Origin of the sequence: Pseudonocardia thermophila (assembly GCF_900142365.1) — a bacterium.
Lineage (GTDB): Bacteria > Actinomycetota > Actinomycetes > Mycobacteriales > Pseudonocardiaceae > Pseudonocardia > Pseudonocardia thermophila.
In genome coordinates this window covers 76,219-98,330 of sequence record NZ_FRAP01000008.1, presented here as the reverse complement: position 1 = coordinate 98,330, position 22,112 = coordinate 76,219, and the positions used below count along the sequence as shown (strand labels likewise).

General features: G+C 73.1%; 24 protein-coding genes. 11 read left to right on the top strand and 13 right to left on the bottom strand.

All coding sequences use genetic code 11. The features are described from left to right. Nucleotides 1-22 precede the first annotated feature (22 nt). Nucleotides 23-1,243, bottom strand: a complete 1,221-nt coding sequence (locus tag BUE41_RS12360) for an alpha-hydroxy acid oxidase (RefSeq protein WP_073457207.1) — start codon at nt 1,241-1,243, stop codon at nt 23-25. 28 nt (nt 1,244-1,271) lie between these two features. Then, nucleotides 1,272-2,027 (bottom strand): TrmH family RNA methyltransferase, encoded by a 756-nt coding sequence (locus BUE41_RS12355; RefSeq protein ID WP_073457206.1) that lies wholly within the window; start codon nt 2,025-2,027, stop codon nt 1,272-1,274. 11 nt (nt 2,028-2,038) lie between these two features. Between BUE41_RS12355 and BUE41_RS12350 the strand changes: the two genes are divergently transcribed. After that, nucleotides 2,039-3,445, top strand: a complete 1,407-nt coding sequence (locus BUE41_RS12350) for a WS/DGAT/MGAT family O-acyltransferase (RefSeq protein ID WP_073457205.1) — start codon at nt 2,039-2,041, stop codon at nt 3,443-3,445. A gap of 7 nt (nt 3,446-3,452) precedes the next feature. Further along, nucleotides 3,453-3,959, top strand: a complete 507-nt coding sequence (locus BUE41_RS12345) for a DUF6912 family protein (RefSeq protein WP_073457204.1) — start codon at nt 3,453-3,455, stop codon at nt 3,957-3,959. A 112-nt stretch (nt 3,960-4,071) separates the two neighbouring features. Here the strand turns inward: BUE41_RS12345 and BUE41_RS12340 are convergent, their stop codons facing one another. The 5 genes from BUE41_RS12340 to BUE41_RS31860 all read right to left on the bottom strand — a co-directional run bounded on the left by BUE41_RS12340 (nt 4,072) and on the right by BUE41_RS31860 (nt 8,571). Then, nucleotides 4,072-4,485, bottom strand: a complete 414-nt coding sequence (locus BUE41_RS12340; protein ID WP_073457203.1) for a DUF1707 SHOCT-like domain-containing protein — start codon at nt 4,483-4,485, stop codon at nt 4,072-4,074. 27 nt (nt 4,486-4,512) lie between these two features. After that, nucleotides 4,513-5,322 (bottom strand): SCO4651 family lipoprotein, encoded by an 810-nt coding sequence (locus tag BUE41_RS12335; RefSeq protein ID WP_143172108.1) that lies wholly within the window; start codon nt 5,320-5,322, stop codon nt 4,513-4,515. Nucleotides 5,323-5,390: 68 nt separating this feature from the next. Next, nucleotides 5,391-6,395 (bottom strand): ribosome small subunit-dependent GTPase A, encoded by a 1,005-nt coding sequence (rsgA, locus tag BUE41_RS12330; RefSeq protein ID WP_073457316.1) that lies wholly within the window; start codon nt 6,393-6,395, stop codon nt 5,391-5,393. Further along, entirely contained in the window at nt 6,392-7,657 is a 1,266-nt protein-coding gene (gene aroA / locus BUE41_RS12325) for a 3-phosphoshikimate 1-carboxyvinyltransferase (protein WP_073457201.1), read from the bottom strand. The genes rsgA and aroA overlap by 4 nt, the downstream gene beginning before the upstream one ends. Further along, nucleotides 7,654-8,571: a LysR family transcriptional regulator gene (locus BUE41_RS31860; RefSeq protein WP_073457200.1), complete on the bottom strand. Its 918-nt coding sequence runs from the start codon at nt 8,569-8,571 to the stop codon at nt 7,654-7,656. Before BUE41_RS31860 ends, aroA begins: the two co-directional genes overlap by 4 nt. 126 nt (nt 8,572-8,697) lie before the next feature. Here BUE41_RS31860 and BUE41_RS12315 point away from each other — a divergent pair, with 126 nt between their 5' ends. Further along, a complete protein-coding gene (locus BUE41_RS12315) occupies nt 8,698-9,492 on the top strand; it encodes an SOS response-associated peptidase (RefSeq protein WP_073457199.1) in 795 nt (264 codons plus the stop codon). Between the two features lie 7 nt (nt 9,493-9,499). Then, nucleotides 9,500-10,102 (top strand): alpha/beta hydrolase family protein, encoded by a 603-nt coding sequence (locus BUE41_RS12310; protein WP_143172107.1) that lies wholly within the window; start codon nt 9,500-9,502, stop codon nt 10,100-10,102. Here BUE41_RS12310 and ybaK read toward each other — a convergent pair whose 3' ends face one another. Then, nucleotides 10,103-10,582 carry a Cys-tRNA(Pro) deacylase gene (ybaK, locus tag BUE41_RS12305; protein WP_073457198.1) on the bottom strand — a complete coding sequence of 160 codons (480 nt, stop codon included), beginning with the start codon at nt 10,580-10,582 and terminating at the stop codon, nt 10,103-10,105. Nucleotides 10,583-10,834: 252 nt separating this feature from the next. Between ybaK and BUE41_RS12300 the strand changes: the two genes are divergently transcribed. Together BUE41_RS12300 and rsrA are read left to right on the top strand one after the other, a co-directional pair. Beyond that, nucleotides 10,835-11,428 (top strand): sigma-70 family RNA polymerase sigma factor, encoded by a 594-nt coding sequence (locus tag BUE41_RS12300; RefSeq protein ID WP_407691662.1) that lies wholly within the window; start codon nt 10,835-10,837, stop codon nt 11,426-11,428. Then, nucleotides 11,425-11,766 (top strand): mycothiol system anti-sigma-R factor, encoded by a 342-nt coding sequence (rsrA, locus tag BUE41_RS12295; RefSeq protein ID WP_073457196.1) that lies wholly within the window; start codon nt 11,425-11,427, stop codon nt 11,764-11,766. Before BUE41_RS12300 ends, rsrA begins: the two co-directional genes overlap by 4 nt. Nucleotides 11,767-11,965: 199 nt before the next feature. Here the strand turns inward: rsrA and BUE41_RS32895 are convergent, their stop codons facing one another. Then, nucleotides 11,966-12,040: a 50S ribosomal protein bL37 gene (locus tag BUE41_RS32895; RefSeq protein ID WP_407691661.1), complete on the bottom strand. Its 75-nt coding sequence runs from the start codon at nt 12,038-12,040 to the stop codon at nt 11,966-11,968. 59 nt (nt 12,041-12,099) lie between these two features. On the opposite strand from BUE41_RS32895, the gene BUE41_RS12290 reads away from it, so the two are divergent. After that, nucleotides 12,100-13,578, top strand: a complete 1,479-nt coding sequence (locus BUE41_RS12290) for a sensor histidine kinase (RefSeq protein ID WP_073457195.1) — start codon at nt 12,100-12,102, stop codon at nt 13,576-13,578. 255 nt (nt 13,579-13,833) lie between these two features. On the opposite strand, the gene BUE41_RS12285 is transcribed toward BUE41_RS12290, so the two are convergent. Further along, nucleotides 13,834-14,085: a WhiB family transcriptional regulator gene (locus BUE41_RS12285; protein ID WP_073457194.1), complete on the bottom strand. Its 252-nt coding sequence runs from the start codon at nt 14,083-14,085 to the stop codon at nt 13,834-13,836. A gap of 629 nt (nt 14,086-14,714) precedes the next feature. Here BUE41_RS12285 and BUE41_RS12280 point away from each other — a divergent pair. Beyond that, nucleotides 14,715-15,110: a hypothetical protein gene (locus BUE41_RS12280; protein ID WP_073457193.1), complete on the top strand. Its 396-nt coding sequence runs from the start codon at nt 14,715-14,717 to the stop codon at nt 15,108-15,110. Here the strand turns inward: BUE41_RS12280 and BUE41_RS12275 are convergent. Genes BUE41_RS12275 through BUE41_RS30165 form a run of 3 tightly spaced genes read right to left on the bottom strand, consistent with a single transcriptional unit; the run spans nt 15,061 to nt 16,657 of the window. After that, nucleotides 15,061-15,576, bottom strand: coding sequence for a GNAT family N-acetyltransferase (locus tag BUE41_RS12275; RefSeq protein ID WP_073457192.1), 516 nt, complete (start codon nt 15,574-15,576; stop codon nt 15,061-15,063). The genes BUE41_RS12280 and BUE41_RS12275 overlap by 50 nt on opposite strands. Then, complete coding sequence (locus tag BUE41_RS12270) at nt 15,573-16,154, bottom strand: acid phosphatase (protein ID WP_073457191.1); 582 nt, start codon at nt 16,152-16,154, stop codon at nt 15,573-15,575. Before BUE41_RS12270 ends, BUE41_RS12275 begins: the two co-directional genes overlap by 4 nt. Further along, nucleotides 16,070-16,657 carry an NUDIX domain-containing protein gene (locus tag BUE41_RS30165; protein ID WP_407691660.1) on the bottom strand — a complete coding sequence of 196 codons (588 nt, stop codon included), beginning with the start codon at nt 16,655-16,657 and terminating at the stop codon, nt 16,070-16,072. Before BUE41_RS30165 ends, BUE41_RS12270 begins: the two co-directional genes overlap by 85 nt. A 280-nt stretch (nt 16,658-16,937) precedes the next feature. On the opposite strand from BUE41_RS30165, the gene rarD reads away from it, so the two are divergent. The 3 genes from rarD to BUE41_RS12250 all read left to right on the top strand — a co-directional run bounded on the left by rarD (nt 16,938) and on the right by BUE41_RS12250 (nt 22,071). Further along, the gene (gene rarD / locus BUE41_RS12260; protein WP_073457190.1) at nt 16,938-17,849 is read left to right on the top strand and encodes an EamA family transporter RarD; all 912 of its coding nucleotides are present in this window, start codon (nt 16,938-16,940) and stop codon (nt 17,847-17,849) included. Nucleotides 17,850-18,055: 206 nt separating this feature from the next. Beyond that, a complete protein-coding gene (locus BUE41_RS12255; RefSeq protein ID WP_073457189.1) occupies nt 18,056-19,228 on the top strand; it encodes an NAD(P)-dependent malic enzyme in 1,173 nt (390 codons plus the stop codon). A gap of 194 nt (nt 19,229-19,422) precedes the next feature. Further along, nucleotides 19,423-22,071, top strand: coding sequence for a sensor domain-containing protein (locus BUE41_RS12250; protein ID WP_234997203.1), 2,649 nt, complete (start codon nt 19,423-19,425; stop codon nt 22,069-22,071). The last annotated feature ends 41 nt before the right edge of the window (nt 22,072-22,112 follow it).

Below are 22,112 nucleotides of genomic sequence, written 5' to 3'. Positions count from 1 at the left end.
GCGGCGCGCGCAGCGCGGAGCGTCACCCGATCGGTCGAAGGCGCACGTGCTCAGGGCGGAGTTCGTCGACCCCGTTCAGTCCCATGAGCTGCAGCGTACGGATCATCTCCAGGGTCAGGATCGCGATCGCCTTGTCGACGCCGGCTTCGCCGCCGGCCATCAGCCCGTACAGGTAGGCGCGGCCGACGAGGGCGGCGTCGGCGCCGAGCGCGACCGCGGCCAGCACGTCGGCGCCGTGCATGATTCCGGTGTCCACCAGGACCTCGGCGCGGTCGCCGACCGCGTCCCGCACCGGTCGCACCAGCTCGATCGGCACGGGCGCGCGGTCGAGCTGACGGCCGCCGTGGTTGGACAGCACCACCGCGTCGGCCCCGGCGTCGACCACGCGGACGGCGTCGTCCACGCTCTGGATGCCCTTGATCACGAGCTTGCCCGGCCAGGCCCCGCGCAGCCACTCGACGTCGGCCATGGTGAGCGCGGGATCGAAGACCCGGTTGACCAGGTCGGCGACGGTGCCGCCGGAGGATTGGAGGCTCGCGAACACCAGTGGCTCGGTGGTGAACAGATCGAACCACCAGCGCGGATGCCGGGCGCCGTCGAGGAACGTGCGCAGCGTCAGCGCGGGCGGGATCGACAGGCCGTTGCGGACGTCGCGCAGCCGGTTGCCGGCGACCGGGGTGTCCACGGTGAGCATGAGGGCGTCGTAGCCCGCCGCGGCGGCGCGTTCGACCAGGTCCTTGCCGAACGCTCGATCGCGCCACAGGTACAGCTGGAACCAGCGCCGGGCCTCGGGCGCGGCCGCAGCGACGTCCTCGATGGTCGTGGTGCCCATCGTGGACAGCGTGTAGGGGATGCCGGCTCGCGCAGCGGCGGCCACGACGGCCCGCTCACCTGCCGTGTGCATCATCCGCGTGAACCCGGTGGGGGCCAGCGCCAGCGGCAGTGTCGAGCGCCCCCCGAGGATCGTGCGGGACAGGTCGACGGCCGAGACGTCGCGCAGCACCGACGGCACGAACTCCATCCGCGCGAACGCGGCCCGCGCGCGGTGCAGCGAGAGCTCGCCGTCGGCGCCGCCGTCGGTGTAGTCGAACACCGCCTTCGGGGTGCGCCGCCGCGCGATCTCCCGCAGATCCGCGATGCTCGCTGCGCGGCGCAACCGGCGCTCGGTGGCGTCCCGGACGAACGGGGCCGGCCGCAGCAGCTCGCGCAGCTCTGCGGGGCGGGGGAGGCGGCGCTGCACCATGGGTCCAGGCTAGGCGCCGCACGCAGCGCTAGCCCAGCCCGTGCCGCCGCCGCGCCAGCTCGAACGCCGCCACCGCACCCGCGCTGGCCACGCCCAGCGACTCGACGCCGCCCGGCATCGGGATGGCCAGCAGGCCGTGCAGCAGCTCGCGCACCGTCGGCGACAGGCCGTTGGTCTCGTTGCCCAGCACGAGCGCCACGCGGTCGGGCAGCTCGGCGGTGAGCAGGTTGTCGCCACCCGCGTCGAGCCCGTAGACGACGAACCCGGCCTCGGCGAGCGTCGCGCACCCGTCCTCGACGGTGCCGCAGCGCACCACCGGCGCGCGGAACGCCACGCCCGCCGAGGCCTTGATCATCAACGGGTCGATCGACGGCAGGCCGCGCCGCGGCAGCAGCACCCCGTCGAGGCCGGCGGCGGTCGCGGTGCGCAGGATCATCCCGACGTTCGACGGGTTGGTGAGCCGGTCGAGCACCAGCAGCGCGGCCGGTCCGTCGCCGAGCCCGTCGAGGAACTCCTCGATGGGCGCCATGCGCGGGGCGACCACGTCGGCGACGACCCCCTGGTCGTGCTTCCCGTTGCCGGCGAGCACCTTGACCCGCTGCGGGGTGGCGCGGTGCACGGGCACGCCGCGGCGGCGGGCGGCGGCGAGGATCGCGCGCACCGGATCGCCCTGCGCGTTGTGCGCCAGGATGATCTTGTCGATCGTCAGGGACGGATCGTCCAGCGCCTCCAGGACGGGCTTGCGCCCGTACACGGTGATGAAGGTGTCCTTCGGAGAGCGCATAGGATCGCATCATGCCGCCTCGGCTGTCCGCCCTGGACGCGTCCTTCCTCTACCTGGAGTCCTCGACGACGCCGATGCACGTCGGGGCGGTCGCGGTCTTCGAGCGGCCGGAGGACGGTCTGGACTACGAGCGGCTCGTCGAGCTGGTCGAGCAGCGGATCGCGATGGTGCCGCGCTACCGGCAGAAGGTGCGGCACGTGCCGGGTAACCTGGCCCGCCCGGTGTGGATCGACGACGTCGACTTCGACGTGGCCTTCCACGTGCGCCGCTCCGCGCTGCCCAAGCCCGGTTCGGACGCCCAGCTGACCGAGCTGGTGGCCCGCCTGATGTCGCGCCCGCTCGACCACAGCCGCCCGCTGTGGGAGATGTACCTCGTCGAGGGGCTCTCCGACGGGCGGGTCGCGGTGCTGACGAAGACCCACCAGGCGATGGTCGACGGGATCAGCGCGATCGACATCGGCCAGGTGATCCTCGACGTGTCGCCGAACCCGCGGCCGGTCCCGGAGGAGCTGTGGATGCCGCGCAACGAGCCGACCGGCGCCCAGCTCGTGCTGGAGGCGCTGGCTGAGTCGGTGGCCCAGCCCGGGGTGCTCGTCGAGAACGTGCGCGCGGCCGCGACCGACGCGGTCGCCACCGTCGGCAAGATCGTCGGGGCGGCGGGGCAGCTGCTGTCGATGGCGTGGGCGGCCAGCCGCAAGGCGCCCGGCACCCCGCTCAACGTCGAGATCTCCACCCAGCGCCGGTTCGCCATCGCGCGCAACTCGCTGGACGACTACCGGCGGATCCGGGCCGCGCACGGCTGCACGGTCAACGACGTCGTCCTCTCGGTGATCGCAGGCGCGCTGCGGGCGTGGTTGATGACCCGCGGCGAACCGGTCACCGCGGGCGCCACCGTGCGGGCGATGGTGCCGCTGTCGGTGCGCGGCGAGCCCGACGTGCCGACCTCGTCCGGGTCGCTCGGCAACCGGGTGTCGTCGTTCCTGGTGGACCTGCCGGTGGGGGAGCCGAGCCCGGTCGTGCGGCTGCACCAGGTCACGCACGCCATGCGCGAGCACACCGCGGGCGGGCAGTCGGTGGGGGCCGACGCGCTCGTGCGCATCGGCGGGTTCGCCCCGCCCACCCTGCACGCCCTGGGAGCGCGAGCGGCCAACGGGATCTCGAAGCGGATCTTCAACTTGGTCGTGTCGAACGTGCCGGGGCCGCAGTTCCCGCTCTACGCGGCGAGTGCCCGGATGAAGGAGATGTTCCCCGTCGTGCCGCTGGCGAAGGGACAGGCCCTCGCCATCGGGCTCACGTCCTACGACGGCGGGATCTACTACGGGTTCAACGGTGACCGGGACGCCATGCCCGACGTCGACGTCCTCGCTGGCATGGTGGACGAGTCCTTGGAGGAGCTGTTGGGCACGGTGACAGGATGAGCGCCATATGAGGATCTACATCCCGGCGACGTGGCCGATGCTGCGCTCGCTCGTCAAGAACGGGGTGCTCGACCCCATCGGGGGCACCGCGTTCGCCTTGACCCCGCGGCTGCGCGAGGCCTACACCAGCGGCGATGACGAGGAGCTGGAGTACGCGGCGATGACCGAGGCAGCGCGGGCGTCGCTCCGGCTGCTCGCGGTGGAGTTCGGGCTGGGGGAGAACGCCACCCCGCCCCGGCGGGTGGTGGTGGCGGCCGACGTCGACGACGTCACGCTGCGCCCCGATCTCGACGACGGCGCGGTGCGCATCAACGGCGCGGTGCCGTTCGAGCGGGTCGCGGCGGTGCACGTCGACAACGAGGACGCCGAGTACGCGGTGCGGCAGGCTGCCGAGGCGGTGGACCGGGCTGATCTCGGCGACATGGACGCGGAGTTCCTCGTCGGCGAGGCGGAGGACCACGAGCTGGCCTGGTACGACCCCTCGGAGATCGCGTTCCTGGTGGACCTGCGCTGAGGTTGCCCGCGTCGGCCTCCCGCGTCGAGAACGAAGCGATGGCGGACTGAATCGATTCGAATCCGCCACGACTTCGTTCTCGACGGGGCTCCCGGCCCGGCAGTGCTGTTGCTCAGGCGCCGGCCCCGCGCCGGTCGTTCTTCCCGCCGTACACCAGCGCCGCCACGAGCGGGATCAGCAGGAAGAACCACCACTGCCGGGTGAGGAAGAACAGGCCGAGCGCGACGATCGGCGTGACGGCGACGATCCGCCCACCCCACGCCTCGAGGAACCCGCCGCTTCGCTCGGCGAGCGCGCCCTCCGGGCGCGGGGCGGGTGCCAGCGCGGTGGGGAGTTCGGGGTGCGGCGGGGGCAGGTCGGTGAACAGCGCCTTGAGCTCCGCTGCGGTGGTGGCCGCTGCGGCGGCCGCCGAGCGCTCCGAGTACTCGTCGACGCCGAGCCGACCCGCGGCCAGGTGCTCGTCGAGCGCCTTCATCGCGGAATCCCGCTCGGCGTTGCCGATCCGCAGCGGCACCTCATCGCTCATGCCGCAAGCATTCCACCGCCGCGTCGGTCAGCGCACCTGCGACCCCGGCGGTGCCTCGATCTCCACGTCCCGGCCCCAGTCGCGGTAGCTGCCCATGATCGACAGGGTGCCGATCCCCGGCAGCTCCTGGCGCACGACGAGCCGGACCGGCCGGGACAGCTGGTCGATCCACAGGTTGCTGGTGATCTGCGTGAGGCCGCTGCGCACCTGCTGGAGCAACTGGGCCCGCACCGCGGGATCGGGTTGCAGCGCCGCGGCTCGCGCCAGATCGACGACGAGCGTGTAGCGCACGGCCGGATCACCCGCGATGACGTCCTCCGCGGTCTCGGTGATGCTGGTGGCCCCGGCGTAGCGAGAGATCGTGCGAGCCGGGTCGGCGCTGTCGATGAGCGTCGCCGCCTGCGCGAGCAGCTGCTGGTCCTCGGGATCGGTGGACGAGCGGTCCACCCTCGTCCACGGCCGGGCGGCCGTGTGCCGGCCGGGCTGCAGCAGGTACAGCGCGTCGGGCAGGACGACGAACCCGGTCTCCTGCGGATCGGCATCGGGCCGGGTGACGACCTGGGTGAACTTCACCGCCACGTCGGAGCCGACCCCGCGCAGCACCCCTTCGCCGGTGAACTTCATGGTGATCGCGGCACCGGCGAGCTCTCCGCGCAGGCTGATCCGCGCGGTCCGGTCGATCCGCTGGCGCTCGGCGACCGCGGAGACCAGCTCGGTCAGCGAGCCGTGACGGGGCAGCTGCGGCCGGGCCGGGGCGGGCGAACCGGCGCATCCGACCAGCACCAGCGCCGCGAGCCCGAGCACGAGCGCGCGTGTTCCTCGACCCGTACCGCCCATGCCGGCACCCTCCGCCCACCGTCACCCGACGGTGTCCCGTGCTGCTCAACGAGCAGGCCGGGCCGGGGTTATCGGCGGGTCGCGCTCAGCGCCTCCAGGATGCGGCGCAGCGCGGCGAGGCGGGCGGGTGCCAGCTCGCCGTCGGCGACCAGCGTGTCCAGCACGCACTCCGGGTCCGCGGGCGGCCCCAGGTGGCCGCAGCCGCGCGGGCAGTCCTCGGTCGCCTCCGCGAGATCGCCGAACGCGTTGATGACGTCGTCGGGACGCACGTGCGCGAGCCCGAACGACCGCACCCCCGGGGTGTCGATGACCCAGCCGCCCTCGGGCCCCTCCAGCGGCAGGGCCAGCGCGGCGACCGTGGTGTGCCGGCCCTTGCCGACCCCGGACACGGCGGCCGTGCGCTGTTCCGCCGTCGGCACGAGGGCGTTGACCAGAGTGGACTTGCCCACCCCTGACTGCCCGACGAGCGCGGAGACCCGCCCGCCCAGCAGCGCCGCCAGCTCGTCCGGCGGCCGGTCGTAGCGGGTGAACAGCACCGGGATGCCGAGATCGCGGTAGTGCGCGGCGAACGGCTCGGGATCGGCCAGGTCCGTCTTCGTCAGGCACAGCACCGGCTCGAGCCCGCCCGCGTACGCCGCGACCAGGCACCGGTCGACGAAGCCGATCCGCGGCTCCGGCTCGGCCACCGCGGTGACGACGATCAGCTGCTCCGCGTTGGCGACGACCAGCCGCTGGGTGGCGTCGGTGTCGTCGACCGTGCGCATCAGCGAGGTCGCGCGCTCCTCGACGCGCACGATGCGGGCGAGCGTGTCGGGTCTGCCCGACAGGTCCCCCACCAGCCGCACCCGGTCCCCCACGACGATCTGCGTGCGGCCGAGCTCGCGAGCCCGCATCGCGGTGACCCGACGCTGCGGGTCACCGCCGATCGCGCAGCGCCAGCGTCCGCGGTCGACCAGCGTCACCATCGCCTCGGTGGCGTCGGCGTGCTGCGGCCGCCGCTTGGAGCGCGGCCTGGACCCCTTCCCGGGACGGACGCGGACGTCGGACTCGTCGACGTCGGTCCGCCGGATCATCCGACCAGCGCGGCCCACTGCGCGGGGAAGTCCGGGAACGTCTTGGCCGTGGCACCGATGTCGTCCACCGCGACACCGGGGACCGCCAGCCCGATCAGGGCGCCCGCGGTCGCCATGCGGTGGTCGGCGTAGGCGCGCCACGGCCGGGCGGGATCGGCGCGCAGCGGCGCCGGATGGATCTCCAGCCCGTCCTCGGTCTCGACGGCAACCCCGCCGAGCGCGGTGATCTCGGTGGCCAGCGCGGCTAGCCGGTCGGTCTCGTGCCCGCGGATGTGCGCGACCCCGCGGATGCGCGACGTGCCGTCGGCCAGCGCTGCGAGGGCCGCGACGGTCGGGGTCAGCTCGCTGGCGTCGTGCAGGTCCACGTCGACGGGGGAGAGGACGTCGGGGCCGATCACCGTCATGCCGTCGGGGCCGGGCTCGATCGTCGCACCCGCCTGCTCCAGCACCGCGAGGATCTCCGTGCCGGGTTGCGTGGACTCCGCGGGCCAGCCGGCGACGGTGACCCGGCCGCCGGTGATCGCGGCCGCAGCGAGGAACACCGCCGCGTTGGACAGATCCGGTTCCACCACCCAGTCGCGGGCGGTGATCGGACCGGGCGCGACCCGCCACGTGTCCGGACCGTCCACCTCGACCGCGACCCCGGCCGTGCGCAGCATGTCGACGGTCATCTCGATGTGCGGCAGCGACGGCACCGGCGGGCCCTCGTGCCGCACCACCAAGCCCTTGTCGAACCGCGCGCCCGACAGCAGCAGGCCCGACACGAACTGCGACGACGCCGACGCGTCGACCACGACCTCGCCGCCGGGCAGCCCGCCGGTGCCGTGGACGGTGAACGGCAGCGCCGATCCGTCGATCTCGGCGCCGAGCCCGCGCAGCGCGTCGAGCACGACCGACATCGGCCGCTCGCGGGCCCGCGGATCGCCGTCGAAGACGACGTCGCCCGTGGCGAGGGTGGCCGCGGGCGGCACGAAGCGCATCACGGTGCCGGCCAGCCCGCAGTGCACGGCACCGCCGTGGAGACCGTCGTGCGCACCGATGGCGACCCGCGTGCCGTCGATCTCGACGGGCACGCCGAGCGCGGAAAGCGCGCCGGTCATGAGCGCGGTGTCGCGGGAGGCGGGAGCGCCCGTGACCGTGGCGGGGCCGCCGGACAGCGCCGCCAGCAGCAGGGCACGGTTCGTGACCGACTTGGATCCGGGTACCTCGACGCGGCCCTCGACGGGGCCGTCCGCGGGTGGGGCCTGCCAGACGTCGCTCACCTGTTCATGCTCGCATGCGCGGGCCAGTGGATGTGGCGGGCACAGGCGTCGGCGACCACGCGCACGGCCGGGCGGCGGTCGGCTGAGCGCCACAGCACCGCCAGCTCGGCGGGCGGCAGGCCGCGCACGCGTCGGCACACGACGCCCGGCCACCGGTAGCGGGCGGCGTTCGTGGCCGACAGCAGCACCAGCCCGGTGCCGGCGGCGACGGCGCCGAACATCTCCTCGGCCGTGTGCGCCTCGGCCGCGATCCGCACCGGGGCGCTGCGCTGCTCGACGGCGAGCCAGAACTCGCGCATCGGCCCGGCCGCGATCGGGAGCGCGACGAACGGCTCGTCCTCCAGCTCCGCGAACTCCACCTCGGTGTGCGACGCGAGCCGGTGGCCGGCCGGCATCGCCACCCACCGCTCCTCGCGCGCGACGATCCGGGCCGAGAGCCCCTGCCCGTCGTGCACCGGCAGCCACGCCACGGCGAGATCGACCAGCTCCCCGACCAGACCGGTCGCCGGGTCGTCCCAGCTGACCTGGCGGAACTCCACCCGGTACCCGGGCAGCTGCTCGTCGACCACCCGGGCCACGGCGGCGGGCAGGTCGGGCGGGGTGCGGGCGTGCAGGCCGACGGTCAGCGTGCGGCGCGCGGCCTCCGCGGCGGAGGTGACCGCGGCGAGCGCCGCCTCCCAGCCCGCGAGCAGCTCCTTCGCCCGCGGCAGCAGCGCCTCACCCGCCGGGGTCAGCGTGACGGAGCGGGCGGAGCGGGTGAACAGCTCGGCGCGCAGCCGGCTCTCCAGCTGGCGGATCTGCTTCGACAGCGCGGGCTGCGACACGAACAACCGCTCCGTGGCCGCCTTCGTGAAGCTGCCCTCCTCGGCCACCGCGACGAAGTACCGCAGGTCGCGCAGGTGGACGTCGCCCATCCGGTCAACCTAGATCGGAGCCTGGCCGCGGACCTGTGCGACGCGAGTCCCCCATCGGGGGACGCGCCCCGGTCCGCGTCATCAGGTGCAGCTGGAACCGTCGGTGGTCGATGGGAGTATGGGGGCATGTGCGGCCGCTACGCGTCCATCAAGTCGCCCACCGACCTGGCCGAGGAGTTCCACGCCGTCGACGCCACGGACGGGCAGGTGCAGCCGGACTACAACGTCGCGCCGACGAAGAACATCGTCGCGGTCGTGGAGCGCCACCCGCGGGACGAAGACGGTAACCCGGATCCCGACACCGTCGAGCGCAGTCTGCGCGTGGTGCGCTGGGGGTTCGTGCCGTTCTTCGCGAAGGACCCGAAGGGCGGTGCCCGCATGATCAACGCGCGGGCGGAGTCGGCCGCGGAGAAGCCCGCGTTCCGCCGGGCGATGGCCTCGCGGCGCTGCCTGATCCCGGCCGACGGCTGGTTCGAGTGGCAGCGCGGCCCCGAGCACAAGCAGCCGTACTACACGCACTACCGCGACGGTTCGTCACTGGCGATGGCCGGGCTCTGGGAGTTCTGGAAGCCGAAGGACGACCCGGCGGGCGAGTACCCGAACGGTCTGGTGACCGCCACCGTCTTGACCACGGAGGCGGTCGGCCCGCTCGCGCAGGTGCACGACCGGATGCCGCTGATCCTGCCGCCGTCGGCGTGGGACACCTGGCTCGACCCGGATCGCCCCGCGAAGGACGCCGCGGTCGCCGCGCTGCTCAAGCCGCCGTCCGAGGAGCTGGTGGCCGCGTTGGCGCTGCGGCCGGTGTCACCGCTGGTCAACAGCGTCCGCAACAACGGCCCCGAGCTGATCCGCGAGCTGGCGCCCGAGGACGCCCCCGAACCGCTGCAGCTGGACCTGCTGGGCGGGCCGAACCCGAAGTGACCCCGCAGTGACCGGCACCGTCGCCCCGGTGGAGATCGCCACTCCGCACGGCCCCGCCCGCATCACCCGCCACGACGCCGCCGAGCCGCGCGCCCTGCTGCTGCTCGGCCACGGTGCGGGCGGCGGTGTCACCGCGCCCGACCTGGTCACGGTCACCCGGGTCGCGCTCGACGCCGGCGTCTCCGTCGGCCTGGTCGAGCAGCCGTACCGAGTCGCCGGACGCCGTGCCCCCGCACCCGCCCCGCAGCTCGACGCCGCGTGGCTCGCCGTCGCCGAGTCGCAGCGCGGCGAGCTGCCGCTGCTGTTCGGCGGGCGCAGCTCAGGCGCCCGGGTCGCCTGCCGCACAGCGAACGAGGGCGGCGCGATCGGCGTGCTCTGCCTCGCCTTCCCCGAGCACCCGCCGGGCAAGCCCGAGAAGTCACGGCTGGCCGAGCTGGAGGCACCGGCCGTGCCGATCCTCGTCGTGCAGGGCGCGAACGACCCGTTCGGTGTGCCCGAGCCCGCGGAGGGCCGCACGGTCGTGGTGCTGCGCGGCGACCACTCGCTGAAGTCCGACATGCCCGGGCTGCGCGCCGCGGTCGCGGGGTGGCTGCCGACGGTCGTCGGCTGATCAGGCCGGGGTGGCGATCGGCGCGAACGTCGCCCCCGTGAGCTTCGCCAGATCGGCGGGGGCCAGCTGCACCTCCAGCCCGCGCCGGCCCGCGCTGCAGTACATCGTCGGCAGCTGCAGCGCGGACGAGTCGATGACCATGCGCAGCCGCCTCTTCTGCCCCAGCGGGGAGATCCCGCCCGCGACGTAGCCGGTGGCCCGCTCGGCCGCCGCGACGTCGGCCATCTTCGCCTTCTTCCCGCCGACGGCGGCGGCGAGCGCCTTCAGGTCGAGCATCGCCGACACCGGCACGACCCCGACGGTGAGCGTGCTGTCGACCTCGGCGACGAGGGTCTTGAAGACGATCGTGGGATCCAGCCCGAGCTGCTCGGCCGCCTCCGGGCCGTAGGCGGCGTCGCCGTCGTGCTCGTAGGAGTGCAGCGTGTGCGGGATCTTCGCCTTGGCCAGGAGCGCGGTCGCCGGAGTGCCCTTACCTGCCACGCGCGCAGCCTATGTCGACCGTCCCGCCGTGCTCGACCAGGGAATCACCCGGTCCGGTCCGGTGTTGTCGATGAGGTGACGCATGCAGTGATGGAGGCGCCTCCGGCAGGCCCCGTCAGGGTGGACCGCGTACGCTCCCAACAGGATGGGTCCGCGGCATCGGCCGTGGTCCGACCCGAGAGGAGCACGTTGCCCGGCACCGAACAGGCGGCCGAGGTCGAACCCCAGGAGCAGTCACCAGGGTCGGCTGAGCTGGCCGAGGAGACCCCCGAGGAGCGCGCGGCGCGCTTCGAGCGCGACGCGATGCCGCTGCTCGACCAGCTCTACGGCGCTGCCCTGCGGATGACCCGCAACCCGTCCGACGCCGAGGACCTGGTCCAGGAGACCTACCTGAAGGCGTACTCGGCGTTCCGCACTTTCCGGCAGGGCACGAACCTCAAGGCGTGGCTCTACCGGATCCTCACCAACACCTACATCAACGGCTACCGCAAGCGGCAGCGGCAGCCGCAGCAGTCGCCCACCGAGGAGATCACCGACTGGCAGATCGCGCAGGCCGGTGAGCACACCTCGCAGGGGCTGCCGTCGGCCGAGATGGAGGCGCTCGATCGGCTCCCCGACGACGACGTCAAGGCGGCCCTGCAGGCGCTGCCCGACGACTTCCGGATGGCGGTGTACCTCGCCGACGTCGAGGGCTTCGCGTACAAGGAGATCGCCGAGATCATGGGCACGCCGATCGGCACCGTGATGTCGCGACTGCATCGCGGGCGGCGTCAACTGCGTGACATGCTTACCGACACGGCACGGGAGCGCGGATTCCTCCGGGGCGAACAGGAGGTCGGGTCATGAGCTGTGGCAAGCCCCACGACACCGACTGCTCCGAGGTGCTGGCCGAAGTGTGGCTGTTCCTCGACAACGAGTGCGACGAGGAACGCCGCAAGGTGCTCGCCCAGCACCTCGACGAGTGCGCGCCGTGCCTGTCGGAGTACGGGATCGACGAGAAGCTGAAGAAGCTGCTCGGCAAGAAGTGCAGCGGCGAGGTAGCGCCCGCCGGGCTGCGTGACCGGCTTCGTCAGCAGATCCGCACGGCGGTGCTGGAGCAGGCCCAGGTGACCGTGGAGCAGACCCCGACCGGCACGACCGTCGAGGTGCGTGCCGCGCGTGTCGAACGGCGCACACTGGGCTGATCAGCGGGTCGACCGCGGCTCCGGCCGCGCATCCCTGCACGCCTCGCCCGAGCCGCGGCCGAACACCACCGAACGCTGACCACGGCGCTCGCACGCGTCCGCGACCTCGGGCGCGCAGCGGCCCTCGGAGGAACGAGGGCGGGGCCGTGAGCACCGAGGAGAGGTCGTCGACTCAGAAGGCGCGAGCGATCAACACCGCTCAGGTGTTGGGCCGCTTGCCGTGGTTCGCGGCGTTCTTCTTGCGGGCGCGGCGCTTGCGAGCACGCTTCGACATGCTGGTTCCTCCCTCCTGACCGATCAGCGACCATCCTCCCACGTGGTTTGATTGCGGCGATGACCACCTTGAGCGAGCTGCTCGCCGAGCACACCGAGCTCCCCGGCGCTGTAGTGGACCACCTGCAGCGGGTGGTCGCCGAATGGCAGCTGCTGGCCGACATGTCCTTCGCGGACTTCCTCCTGTGGATCCCGCTGCCCGCCGAGCCCGGCACGTACCTCTGCGTGGCGCAGGCGCGGCCCACGACGGCGTCCACAGCGCATCCGGAGGACATGGTCGGCGCCAAGGTCGGCACGGACGACAACCCGCTGCTGCACCGGGCGGTGGTCGAGGGCCGCATCTGCCGCGACGAGAACCCGCGCTGGCACCTGGAGGTCCCGGTGCGCTCCGAGGCGATCCCGGTGCGGCTCAACGGCGAGGTGGTCGCCGTCCTGTCCCGCGACACGAACCTGGCGATGCCGCGGGTGCCCAGCCCGCTGGAGATCGCCTACCTGGGCAGTGCGTCCGACCTGTGCCAGATGGTCGCGGACGGCACGTTCCCGCCGAAGATCTCCGAGGCCGGCACCAACACCAGCCCGCGCGCTGGGGACGGGCTGATCCGGCTCGACGCGCTCGGCCTGGTCGCCTACGCGAGCCCGAACGCGCTGTCGGCCTACCACCGCATGGGGCACGCCAGCGATCTCGTCGGCATGTCCCTGGCCCACGCGACCCGCGCGCTGGTGCAGGACCCGTTCGACGCCGCCGAGGTGGCCTCCCGCATCGGTGCCGCGCTGGACGGCCGGCACACGATGCGGATGGAGGTCCGCGCCCGCAACGCCGTCGTGCTGATGCGCGCGCTCCCGCTGCGGCCCCGCGGTGACGCGGCCGGCGCGCTGGTGCTCGTCCGCGACGTCACCGACCTGCGCCGGCGCGACATGGCGCTGCTGTCGAAGGACGCGACGATCCGCGAGATCCACCACCGGGTCAAGAACAACCTGCAGACGGTGGCTGCCCTGCTGCGCCTGCAGGCCCGCCGCACCGGCATCCCCGAGGCGCGCCGTGCCCTGGAGGAGAGCGTCCGCCGGGTGAACTCGATCGCGCTCGTGCACGAGTCGCTGTCGGCGTCGGTGGCCGAGCGGGTCGACTTCGACGAGCTGATCGACCGCGTGCTGCCCGCCATCGGCGATGGTGCGACCGCTGACGTGCGAGCGAAGGTTCGCCGCGACGGAAGCTTCGGCACGCTCCCGGCGGCCATGGCCACCCCGCTGGTCCTGGTGCTCACCGAGTTGGTCCACAACGCGCTCGTCCACGCCTTCGACCCCGGTGTGGCGGGGGAGGTCGTGGTGAAGGCGGTGCGCTCGGCGGCTTCGCTGGAGGTGACGGTCGCCGACGACGGTCACGGACTGCCGGAGGGCTTCGAGCTGGAGTCGTCCAAGGGACTGGGCCTGCAGATCGTCCGGACCCTGCTGGACTCGGAACTGGGCTCTGCGCTGCAGGTCCGGGCCCGTCCCGGCGGTGGAACGGAGGCCGTCATCAAGCTGTCGATGCGGGGGCGTTAACCTTCTCCTCGTGGTCGTAGGCCCGCGGTCGCAGCTTCATGGTGGGTCTACGGTCTCCGCGGGAGCCCCCTCGTGCCCCCGAGGAACGACTGCGGGCCCGGAACCGGGTGGTGTCCGGTTTCGGGCCCGCATCGGGAAGTCCGACTCATCGTTCTGCGTGAGTTCAGTCCGTTCGTCGTGCTGCCGGGAGGTCGGGCACAGGCTCGTGCTCTCGCAGAGGCGATGCCTGGTGAGAGCACGCCTCGTGGGAAGGCTTCAGGCCGTGCGGGCGCGGGGACGCGAGTTGCGGCGCTTGAGCGCGCGACGCTCCTCCTCGCTCATCCCACCCCAGACGCCGGCGTCCTGGCCGCTCTCGAGCGCCCAGGCAAGGCAGTCACTGACCACGGGGCAGCGTCGGCAGACCGCTTTGGCCTCGGCGATCTGCAGCAGGGCCGGGCCGCTCGTCCCCACCGGGAAGAACAGCTCCGGGTCCTCGTCGCGGCAGATTGCGCGGTGACGCCAATCCATGTTGCTAGCTCCTCGTACTTGCGCGATCGGGGTCGCGCCGATCGTCTTCTCCATCACGGTGTTTCCGCGCTTGTGAATGGTTTCACGAGCGCCCTCGATCTTCAAGGGCCAGAGTCGCGGTGGTGGGCGAGACCACTCACCATGCTCCTCGCAACGACACGCGACACGATCGGTTACTCCATCGCGTCGCCCTCATCACGATGAGCGATCAACCTCCGTCCCGCCAACCGGATTCCGTGTGACGGGTTCCCGGTCGACCGTGCGGGAAACCCGCCCCCGCACCCGAACTCTTGCGCCTGCACCACCTTGAAGCACTGTTTGCCCAGGTGCGAGGGTCATGGGCCCGACGGTCCACGGGCATCGGTGAATGGCGCGCGACATCACCCGCCGGAGTGACGGCGCCCTTCCGTTCTGCGACGAGCGGCTGTCCTGCACGACGACTCGTCGCCTTGTGTATCTGTTCCGGTCACTCACCGAATCGGCCCCGAACCGACGTGTTGGGCCGGCCGGCGCAGTCCGCCCCACCGTTCGGCCAGGTCACCCGGCCTGTCCGGGCCAGGGGACCGGGCGGAGGAGGGAACTGCTGGCGGCCGAGCGGTGACCGTTCAGCGACGGCCTATCCTCGTGCGGTGGACAATCGCGCGACCCCGAGGCAGGTGGTGATCGCCGGGGCGGCCGTCATCGCGGAGGCGGTCGCCGGACTGGTCGCCACGGTGCTGCTGCTGGTCGGCGTGGACTCGGCGTTCCTGCCGGCCGGGTCGGTCGTCGGCGAGGCGGGCATGTTCCTGCTCTCGGCCGCCGCGCTCGGGTTCGTCGGCTGGGGGCTGGTCACCGGCCGCCGCTGGGCACGCACCCCCGCCATCGTGATCCAGCTGCTCCTGCTGCCGGTCGTGTACTCGCTGATCGGGCCGTCCCACCAGCTGGTGCTCGGCATCCTCACCGGCGTCGTCGTCGCGGGCACGTTCCTGCTGCTGATCAGCGAGCCGGCGCGGCTGTGGTCGATGGACGTCCACCAGGACCGGTAGCTCCCAGCGCCTGCAGTGCGTCGCCGGTGAGGCGGAACGTCGTCCACTCGTCCATGGGCACGGCACCGAGCGACCGGTAGAAGCCGATCGCCGGCTCGTTCCAGTCGAGCACCGACCACTCCAGCCGTCCGTAGCCGCGCTCGACGCAGATCTCGGCCAGCGCGGCGAGCAGCGCCTTGCCCAGCCCGGATCCCCGGTGCTCCGGTCGGACGAACAGGTCCTCGAGGTAGATGCCGTGCACGCCGGTCCACGTCGAGAAGTTCAGGAACCACAGCGCGCAGCCGACGACCTGACCGCCGGCCTCGGCGACGTGGCCGAACAGCGCCGGCGCCGGGTTGAACAGCGCGGCGGAGAGCTGCTCCTCGGTGAGGTGGCAGGACTGCGGCTCGCGCTCGTACCGCGCGAGTTCGTGGACCAGCTCGACCACGGCGGGCACGTCGCGCGGCTCCACCGGGCGCACGCTCATCCCGCCACCCCCACGTTGACCCGCTTCAGGGTGGGAACACCCCGCTCGTAGCCGAGGACCGCCCAGGACGCCGGGTCCATCGTCACCCGCACGCCCTCGGTCGCCGGCAGCCCGATCCAGCGCGCCATCAGCACCCGGCTGAAGTGGCCGTGCCCGACCAGCACGACGTCGCCGTCGATCGCGCGGACCTCGGTGATCACCTCGTCGGCGCGCGCGGCCACCTCCTCGGCCGACTCACCGTTCGGGCAGGGATGGGTCCACACCGTCCAGCCCGGCACGGTCTCGCGGATCTCCGCGGTGGTCAGGCCCTCGTAGTCGCCGTAGTCCCACTCGCGCAGCCGCTCGTCGACGCGGTCCACGCGCAGCCCGGCCAGCTCGGCGGTCTCGCGGGCGCGCACGCGCGGGCTCGACAGCACCAGCGCCGGTTCGGTGTCGCCGCGCAGGCTGCGCCAGAGGTTCCCCGAGGCGACCGCGAGGCGGCGGCCGTCGTCGGTCAGCGGCACGTCGGTGCGCCCGGTGTGCCGGCCCGACCGCGACCACTCGGTCTCGCCGTGGCGGAGGAGGAAGACGAGGGGCACGAGCCGACCCTATGGCAGGGACCGCGCGGTGGCGGGGGCGGGCTCAGCGCTCGTCCAGCAGCAGCGGTTCGCCCGTGCGGGTCAGGGCGGTGGGCAGCAGCTCCGCCAGCCGCAGCGGCCACACGACCTCGGACGTGGTGGCCAGCTCGGCCATGCTCCACCAGCGGTGCTCGAGGACCGTGCGGACCTCCAGGTCGGTGAACCCGCTGGTGTCGACCGAGCCCTGCGCGTCGTCGACGGTGGCGGTGAAGTACCACTCCTCGGCGTCGAGGACGTGCCCGTCGAACGGGAACCGGACCAGCCGCCGCCAGACCGGCCCGTGCAGGTCGTCCTCGGCGACGACCAGGCCCGGTCTCCTCGCGGACCTCGCGGACCGCGGCGCTGCGCAGGGCCTCCCCGGGTTCGACGGCCCCGCCGACCGTGTACCACCAGGTGTTGGCCGGGTCGGCGGGGTCGAAGGCGCGGAAGAGGAGCAGGCGACCGGACGAGTCGAGCAGGAGCACCCGGGCCGAGACGCGCACGGGACGCGACAGTACGGTCCGAGGTTGCTCGCGGCCCCGGATTTTTCTACGAACGACACTTTCGTGAGCACCACTGCTTTCGAAAGTGCCGTTCGCGGAGATTCGGGTGGGGTGGGGCTCACCGAAGGGTCAGGTGCCTGATCGCAAGGTCTCGTGGCAGGAAATCAATTCTCCCGCCGTGAGATGGCGGTGCTGAGTGCGTGGTGGTCACCCGGTTGTCGGCCCCGCGCCCGCCGAGTGTTCTGATGGGTCGGTGCCGCCCGTGAGCTCGACCCCGCCCGACCGGCGCGGTGTCCTCGCCGCGGTCCTCGCCTACGCGCTGTGGGGCCTGTTCCCCGCCTTCTGGGCGCTGATGGCCCCCGCCTCCTCCGTGGAGGTGCTCGCCCACCGCATCGCCTGGACGGCCGTCTTGATGGTCGTCGTGCTGTCGCTGGTCCGCGGCTGGGGAGACCTGCGCCGGCTGTCCGTGCGCGGCTGGGCGCTGGCGCTGACCGCCGGGTGCCTGATCGCCGTCAACTGGGGACTGTTCGTCTACTCGGTCCTGATCGGGCACGTCGTGGAGGTGGCGCTCGGCTACTTCATGAGCCCGCTGGTGAACGTCCTGCTCGGGGTCGTCGTGCTGCGCGAGCGGATGCGGGCGGTGCAGTGGGTGGCGGTGGTGCTGGCCCTCGCCGCGGTCGTGGTGATCGCGACCGGCAGCACCGGCCCGCCGTGGACAGCGCTCGGGCTCGCGCTGTCGTTCGGCGTCTACGGGCTGGTGAAGCGGGTGATCCCGCTGGCGGCCGTGCCGGGGTTGACCGCGGAGTCGTTGGCTGTGGGGCCGCTGGCCGTCGCCGTCGCGATCGGGTTCGAGCTCACCGGTCTCGGCACGTTCACCACCGCGGGCCCGCTGCACGCGGCGCTGCTCATCGCCGGCGGTCCGGTGACGGCCGTGCCGCTGCTGCTGTTCGCGTTCGCCGCGCGGCGCGTACCGCTCACGGTCCTCGGCGTGCTCATGTACGTGAACCCGGTGCTGCAGTTCCTGTGGGGCGTGCTGGTGGTGGGCGAGACGATGCCGCTCACCCGGTGGCTCGGGTTCGCGCTGGTGTGGATCGCGCTGGTGATCTTCACGGTGGACCTGGTGCGGCACTCCCGCGAGGAGCAGGCGATCACGGTCGGCGATCCGGGGCCGTGACGAGCGCCTCCGTCCGGACGGCCCGTGTTGTGGTTACGATGCGGATGTACCCGACTGCCGCAACCTCGGCGGGCGTCCGCGCCGACCTGCGCCGCCACGCCGAGTGGCCGTCCGGCACCGAGTAGCAGCCGCCTCACCCCGCGGGCCCCGGTGCCCGGAGAGTGCGCGCAGAGCGCACCCACCACCAGCACCGAGGACTTTCTGCGATGACGATGCTGCCCGACCGTGCCCTGGCCGTCCCGACCCGCGACGAGATCTTCACCGCTCATGAGGGCGGCAAGCTCGGCACGGCCCTGACCTCCCCGCTGCGCGACGCGCACGACCTGTCGGTCGCCTACACCCCCGGCGTCGCCGAGGTGAGTCGCGCGATCGCCGCCGACCCCGGGCTCTCCGCCCGCTACACGTGGGCCAACCGGCTCGTCGCCGTCGTCAGCGACGGCACCGCGGTGCTCGGGCTCGGCGACATCGGGCCGCGGGCTGCGCTGCCGGTCATGGAGGGCAAGGCGGCGCTGTTCAAGACCTTCGGCGGGCTCGACTCGATCCCGATCGTGCTCGACACGACCGACGTCGACGAGATCGTCGAGACGCTGGTGCGACTGCGCCCGAGCTTCGGCGCGGTCAACCTGGAGGACGTCTCCGCGCCGCGCTGCTTCGAGCTGGAGCGGCGGCTGATCGAGGCGCTCGACTGCCCGGTCATGCACGACGACCAGCACGGCACCGCGATCGTGCTGCTGGCCGCTCTGCGCGGCGCGGCCGAGGTGCAGGGCCGGGACCTGGCGCCGCTGCGCGTGGTGATCTCCGGGGCCGGTGCGGCCGGCGTCGCGTGCGCCCGGATCCTGCGCGCCGCCGGGATCACCGACATCACGGTGCTCGACTCGCGCGGCATCATCGTGCCCGGCCGGGCCGGCGTGACGGGGGAGAAGGCGCTGCTGGCGGCCGAGACGAACCCGCGCGGCCTGACCGGCGGCCCCGCGGAGGCCCTCGAGGGCGCCGATGTGTTCGTCGGGCTGTCGTGCGCGAAGCTGCCGGAGGAGCTGCTCGCGAGCATGGCGCCCGACGCGATGGTGTTCGCGCTGTCCAACCCGGATCCCGAGGTGCACCCGGACGTGGCCGCGCGCTACGCCTCGATCGTCGCCACCGGCCGCAGCGACTTCCCCAACCAGATCAACAACGTGCTGGCGTTCCCCGGTGTGTTCCGCGGAGCGCTGGACGCCGGGGCGCGCCGCATCACCGAGGCGATGAAGCTCGCCGCGGCCGAGGCCATCTTCGAGGTCGCCCGGGAGGACCTGGCGCCCGACCGGATCGTGCCCAGCCCCTTCGATCCGCGTGTCGCGCCCGCCGTGTCGCGCGCGGTCGCAGAGGCTTCCGTCACCGAATGATCACGCAGCGTGGCTACGGCCGCGGGGTTTCCTGGAACGTTGCCCACGTGCGGGTGGTTACCGTCACGTAGCGTGCTGGCCAGGGGATTCGATCACTCGCGGCGGCGTAGGCCGTTCGAGAAGTGACCGGATCGTGACACGTTCGGGGTCGTTGAACGGTGTGACGCACGACGCCCCACCCCCTGGAGATTCGCGTGTACGAGCTCGGTCGACGCAGCGGAGAAGGCCCGGGCGACGAGCCGGCCACGGACCCGTGCGGGGCCGAGCCCGTCCTGCCGGAGACGGCGCGGCTCGCCGAGATCCGCCGGACCCGCAACGCGGTGTTCGGCCCGCACAACAACGGCCACCAGATGGAGTTCGCCGCCCGGCTCGCCCGGGCGGTCGCCGAGGCCGGGCGAGCGCGGGCGATCCGGGCGGCGGAGGGGCCTCGTTCCGCGTCGCTGCCGGTGCTGCGGGAGGCGGTCTTCGGGGACGGTCCGATCGCCGAGTCGCTCGTCCTGCCCGACGCGCCGACCGCGGTGATCGACGCGTTCGGGCGCATCGTGCGGGCGAACCCGGCGCTCCACGCGCTCGTGGGCGACCGGGTCGACCTGTTCGGCATGCGGCTGGACAAGGTCGCGATCGGTCCCGACGACGACGCGCTGGTGGTGCGGGCCGACGAAGGCACCGCGCGGGTGCGGGTGATCCGCATCCCGCTGCCCGACACCGATCTGACGATCTGCGTGCTGGTCGAGCGCGCGGTCCGCGACGCCCGCCCCGACTCCCGAATGGACGGCTGGATCGCCGAGCTGGAGCGGCTGGCCCGTGTGGGGATGTGGAGCATGGAGCTCTCCGCGGGCGAGCTGACCCGCAGCGCCTCGCTGGAGGAGCTCTACCGCTCGTGCGGCATCGATCCGGTGCACGGGGTGCCGACGCTCGAGGACGATCTCGTCACCACCCTCTACCAGGAGCTGCGCGAGGGCCGGCGCGGCGGCGACAGGTACGCGGAGCTGCGGCTGCCCGGCGACCGGGTGCTGTCGTGCCGGGCCGAGGTGGAGTACGCGCCGGACGGGAAGCCGGTGCGGCTGGTCGGCGTCGTCCGCGACGTCACCGGGCACCGGCTCTCCGACACCCGCGTGCGGCAGGCGGCCCGCCGGTTCGCCGACCTGATGGCGCTGGTGCCGGGCGGGGTCGCGGTCATCGATGCGGGCGGCGTGGTGGTGGACGCGAGCGTCGAGCTGGCCGCCCTGCTGGGCGTGCCGCTCGACCGGCTGCGCGGGTGCTCGGCGGCGGAGCTGGCGGCCGAACCGATCGAGGAGCCGATGGCCGGCAGCCTCCCCGGCTGGCTGCGGCCGGTGCCGCCCGGGGCGCGCTACGGCTACCGCCTCGAGGAGGTTCCGCTGCGGCGCGGCGACGGCGGCACCGTGTGGTGCGAGCTGGCCGTCTCGACCACCGCGAGCGACGACGGCGGTTGGTTCTGGCTGGTGGTGTGCACCGACACGAGCGAGCGGCGCAAGGCTGCGCAGGCGGCCGAGCAGCTGCGCCGGGCGGGCTCGGTGGACGAGCTGACCCGGTTGCCGAACCGGGCCGCGATCCTGCAGCTGCTCGACCGGCACCTGGCCGGACCCGGCCGTGACCGCGTCGCCGTGGTGTGCGGCAACCTCGACGACTTCCAGCGGGTCAACTCCTCGCTCGGCCACGACGCCGGCGACGGGCTGCTCGTGCAGCTGGCTGGGCGGCTGCAGCTGGAGCTGCCCGCCGGGTGCACGGCGGCGCGGCTGGGCGGGGACGAGTTCGTCGTGATCTGCGCCGACCACCTGGCCGTCGGCGGGGTCGACCAGTTCGCGAAGCTGGTCTCCGACCTGCTGCGCACCACGATCACCGTGCACGGGATGCCGGTCGTCGTGACCGCGTCGGTGGGTGTCGCGACCCCGGTCCCGTCGGGGGACGTGCGGGCGGCGGACCTGCTGCGGTTCGCCGAGGCCGCCATGCACGACGCGAAGAAGCGGCAGACCCGGTGCGCGATCGGCACGGCCACCGACGGCGTCGTCGACTCGGCCACACGGGCGCTGGAGATCGAAGCCGAGCTGCGGGCCGCGATCGCTGAGGACGGGCTCGCGCTCCAGTACCAGCCCGTGGTGGCGCCCGACGGCACGATCCGCTCGGCGGAGGCGCTGGTGCGCTGGCCGCACCCGGAGCGCGGAACGGTCTCGCCCGCCGACTTCCTGCCCGTCGCGCAGCGCAGCGGCCTGCTGCGGGAGCTGGACCTGTGGGTGCTGCGCACCGCGGCGCAGGAGGCGGCGAGCTGGCCCGCGGTGGCCGACGGGCGCCCGCCCGCGGTGGCGGTCAACCTCGCCGGCCTGCTGCCCGGCGATCCGGACTTCCTCGCCACCGTCACCGACATCGTCGACGAGGCCGGGCTGGCCTGGGACCGGCTGATCCTGGAGCTGGTGGAGACCAGCCTCGTGGCGCTCGCTCCGCACGCGCTCGCGGCGATGGGGGAGCTCTCCGCGCGCGGAGTGCGGTTCGCGGTGGACGACTTCGGCACCGGCTACTCGTCGCTGGCCCGGCTCAAGACGCTGCCCACGCAGGTGGTGAAGGTCGACCGGGCGTTCGTCACGGGGATCGCCGACGATCCGGCCGACTTCGCCGTCGCCCGCGCGGTCGTGGACATGGCGAAGGCGATGAACCGCACCACCGTCGCCGAGGGCGTCGAGACGGCCGAGCAGTTCCACGTGCTGCGCGGTATCGGCGTCGACGCCTACCAGGGCTGGCTGTTCTCCCGCGCGCTCGCCCCCGAGGACCTGCGTGACGTGATCTCCGCAGGTCGCCTCCCCACCCCCGCCTCGGCGCTGCTGTTCTGACCGCTCCGCAGGGTCCGGAGGTGTCTCCGGCCCGTCGAGGA

Bases quoted from the DNA above. Each gene is read 5' to 3' on its own strand.
- BUE41_RS12275 (WP_073457192.1), bottom strand. From the start codon at position 15,576: ATGAGCGTGCGCCCGGTGGAGCCGCGCGACGTGCCCGCCGTGGTCGAG.
- BUE41_RS12315 (WP_073457199.1), top strand. From the start codon at position 8,698: ATGTGCGGCCGCTACGCGTCCATCAAGTCGCCCACCGACCTGGCCGAG.
- rsrA (WP_073457196.1), top strand. From the start codon at position 11,425: ATGAGCTGTGGCAAGCCCCACGACACCGACTGCTCCGAGGTGCTGGCC.
- BUE41_RS12340 (WP_073457203.1), bottom strand. From the start codon at position 4,485: ATGAGCGATGAGGTGCCGCTGCGGATCGGCAACGCCGAGCGGGATTCC.
- BUE41_RS12335 (WP_143172108.1), bottom strand. From the start codon at position 5,322: ATGGGCGGTACGGGTCGAGGAACACGCGCGCTCGTGCTCGGGCTCGCG.
- BUE41_RS12345 (WP_073457204.1), top strand. From the start codon at position 3,453: ATGAGGATCTACATCCCGGCGACGTGGCCGATGCTGCGCTCGCTCGTC.
- BUE41_RS12290 (WP_073457195.1), top strand. From the start codon at position 12,100: ATGACCACCTTGAGCGAGCTGCTCGCCGAGCACACCGAGCTCCCCGGC.
- BUE41_RS12255 (WP_073457189.1), top strand. From the start codon at position 18,056: ATGACGATGCTGCCCGACCGTGCCCTGGCCGTCCCGACCCGCGACGAG.
- BUE41_RS12285 (WP_073457194.1), bottom strand. From the start codon at position 14,085: ATGGATTGGCGTCACCGCGCAATCTGCCGCGACGAGGACCCGGAGCTG.
- rsgA (WP_073457316.1), bottom strand. From the start codon at position 6,395: ATGATCCGGCGGACCGACGTCGACGAGTCCGACGTCCGCGTCCGTCCC.
- BUE41_RS12350 (WP_073457205.1), top strand. From the start codon at position 2,039: ATGCCGCCTCGGCTGTCCGCCCTGGACGCGTCCTTCCTCTACCTGGAG.
- BUE41_RS12355 (WP_073457206.1), bottom strand. From the start codon at position 2,027: ATGCGCTCTCCGAAGGACACCTTCATCACCGTGTACGGGCGCAAGCCC.
- BUE41_RS31860 (WP_073457200.1), bottom strand. From the start codon at position 8,571: ATGGGCGACGTCCACCTGCGCGACCTGCGGTACTTCGTCGCGGTGGCC.
- BUE41_RS12360 (WP_073457207.1), bottom strand. From the start codon at position 1,243: ATGGTGCAGCGCCGCCTCCCCCGCCCCGCAGAGCTGCGCGAGCTGCTG.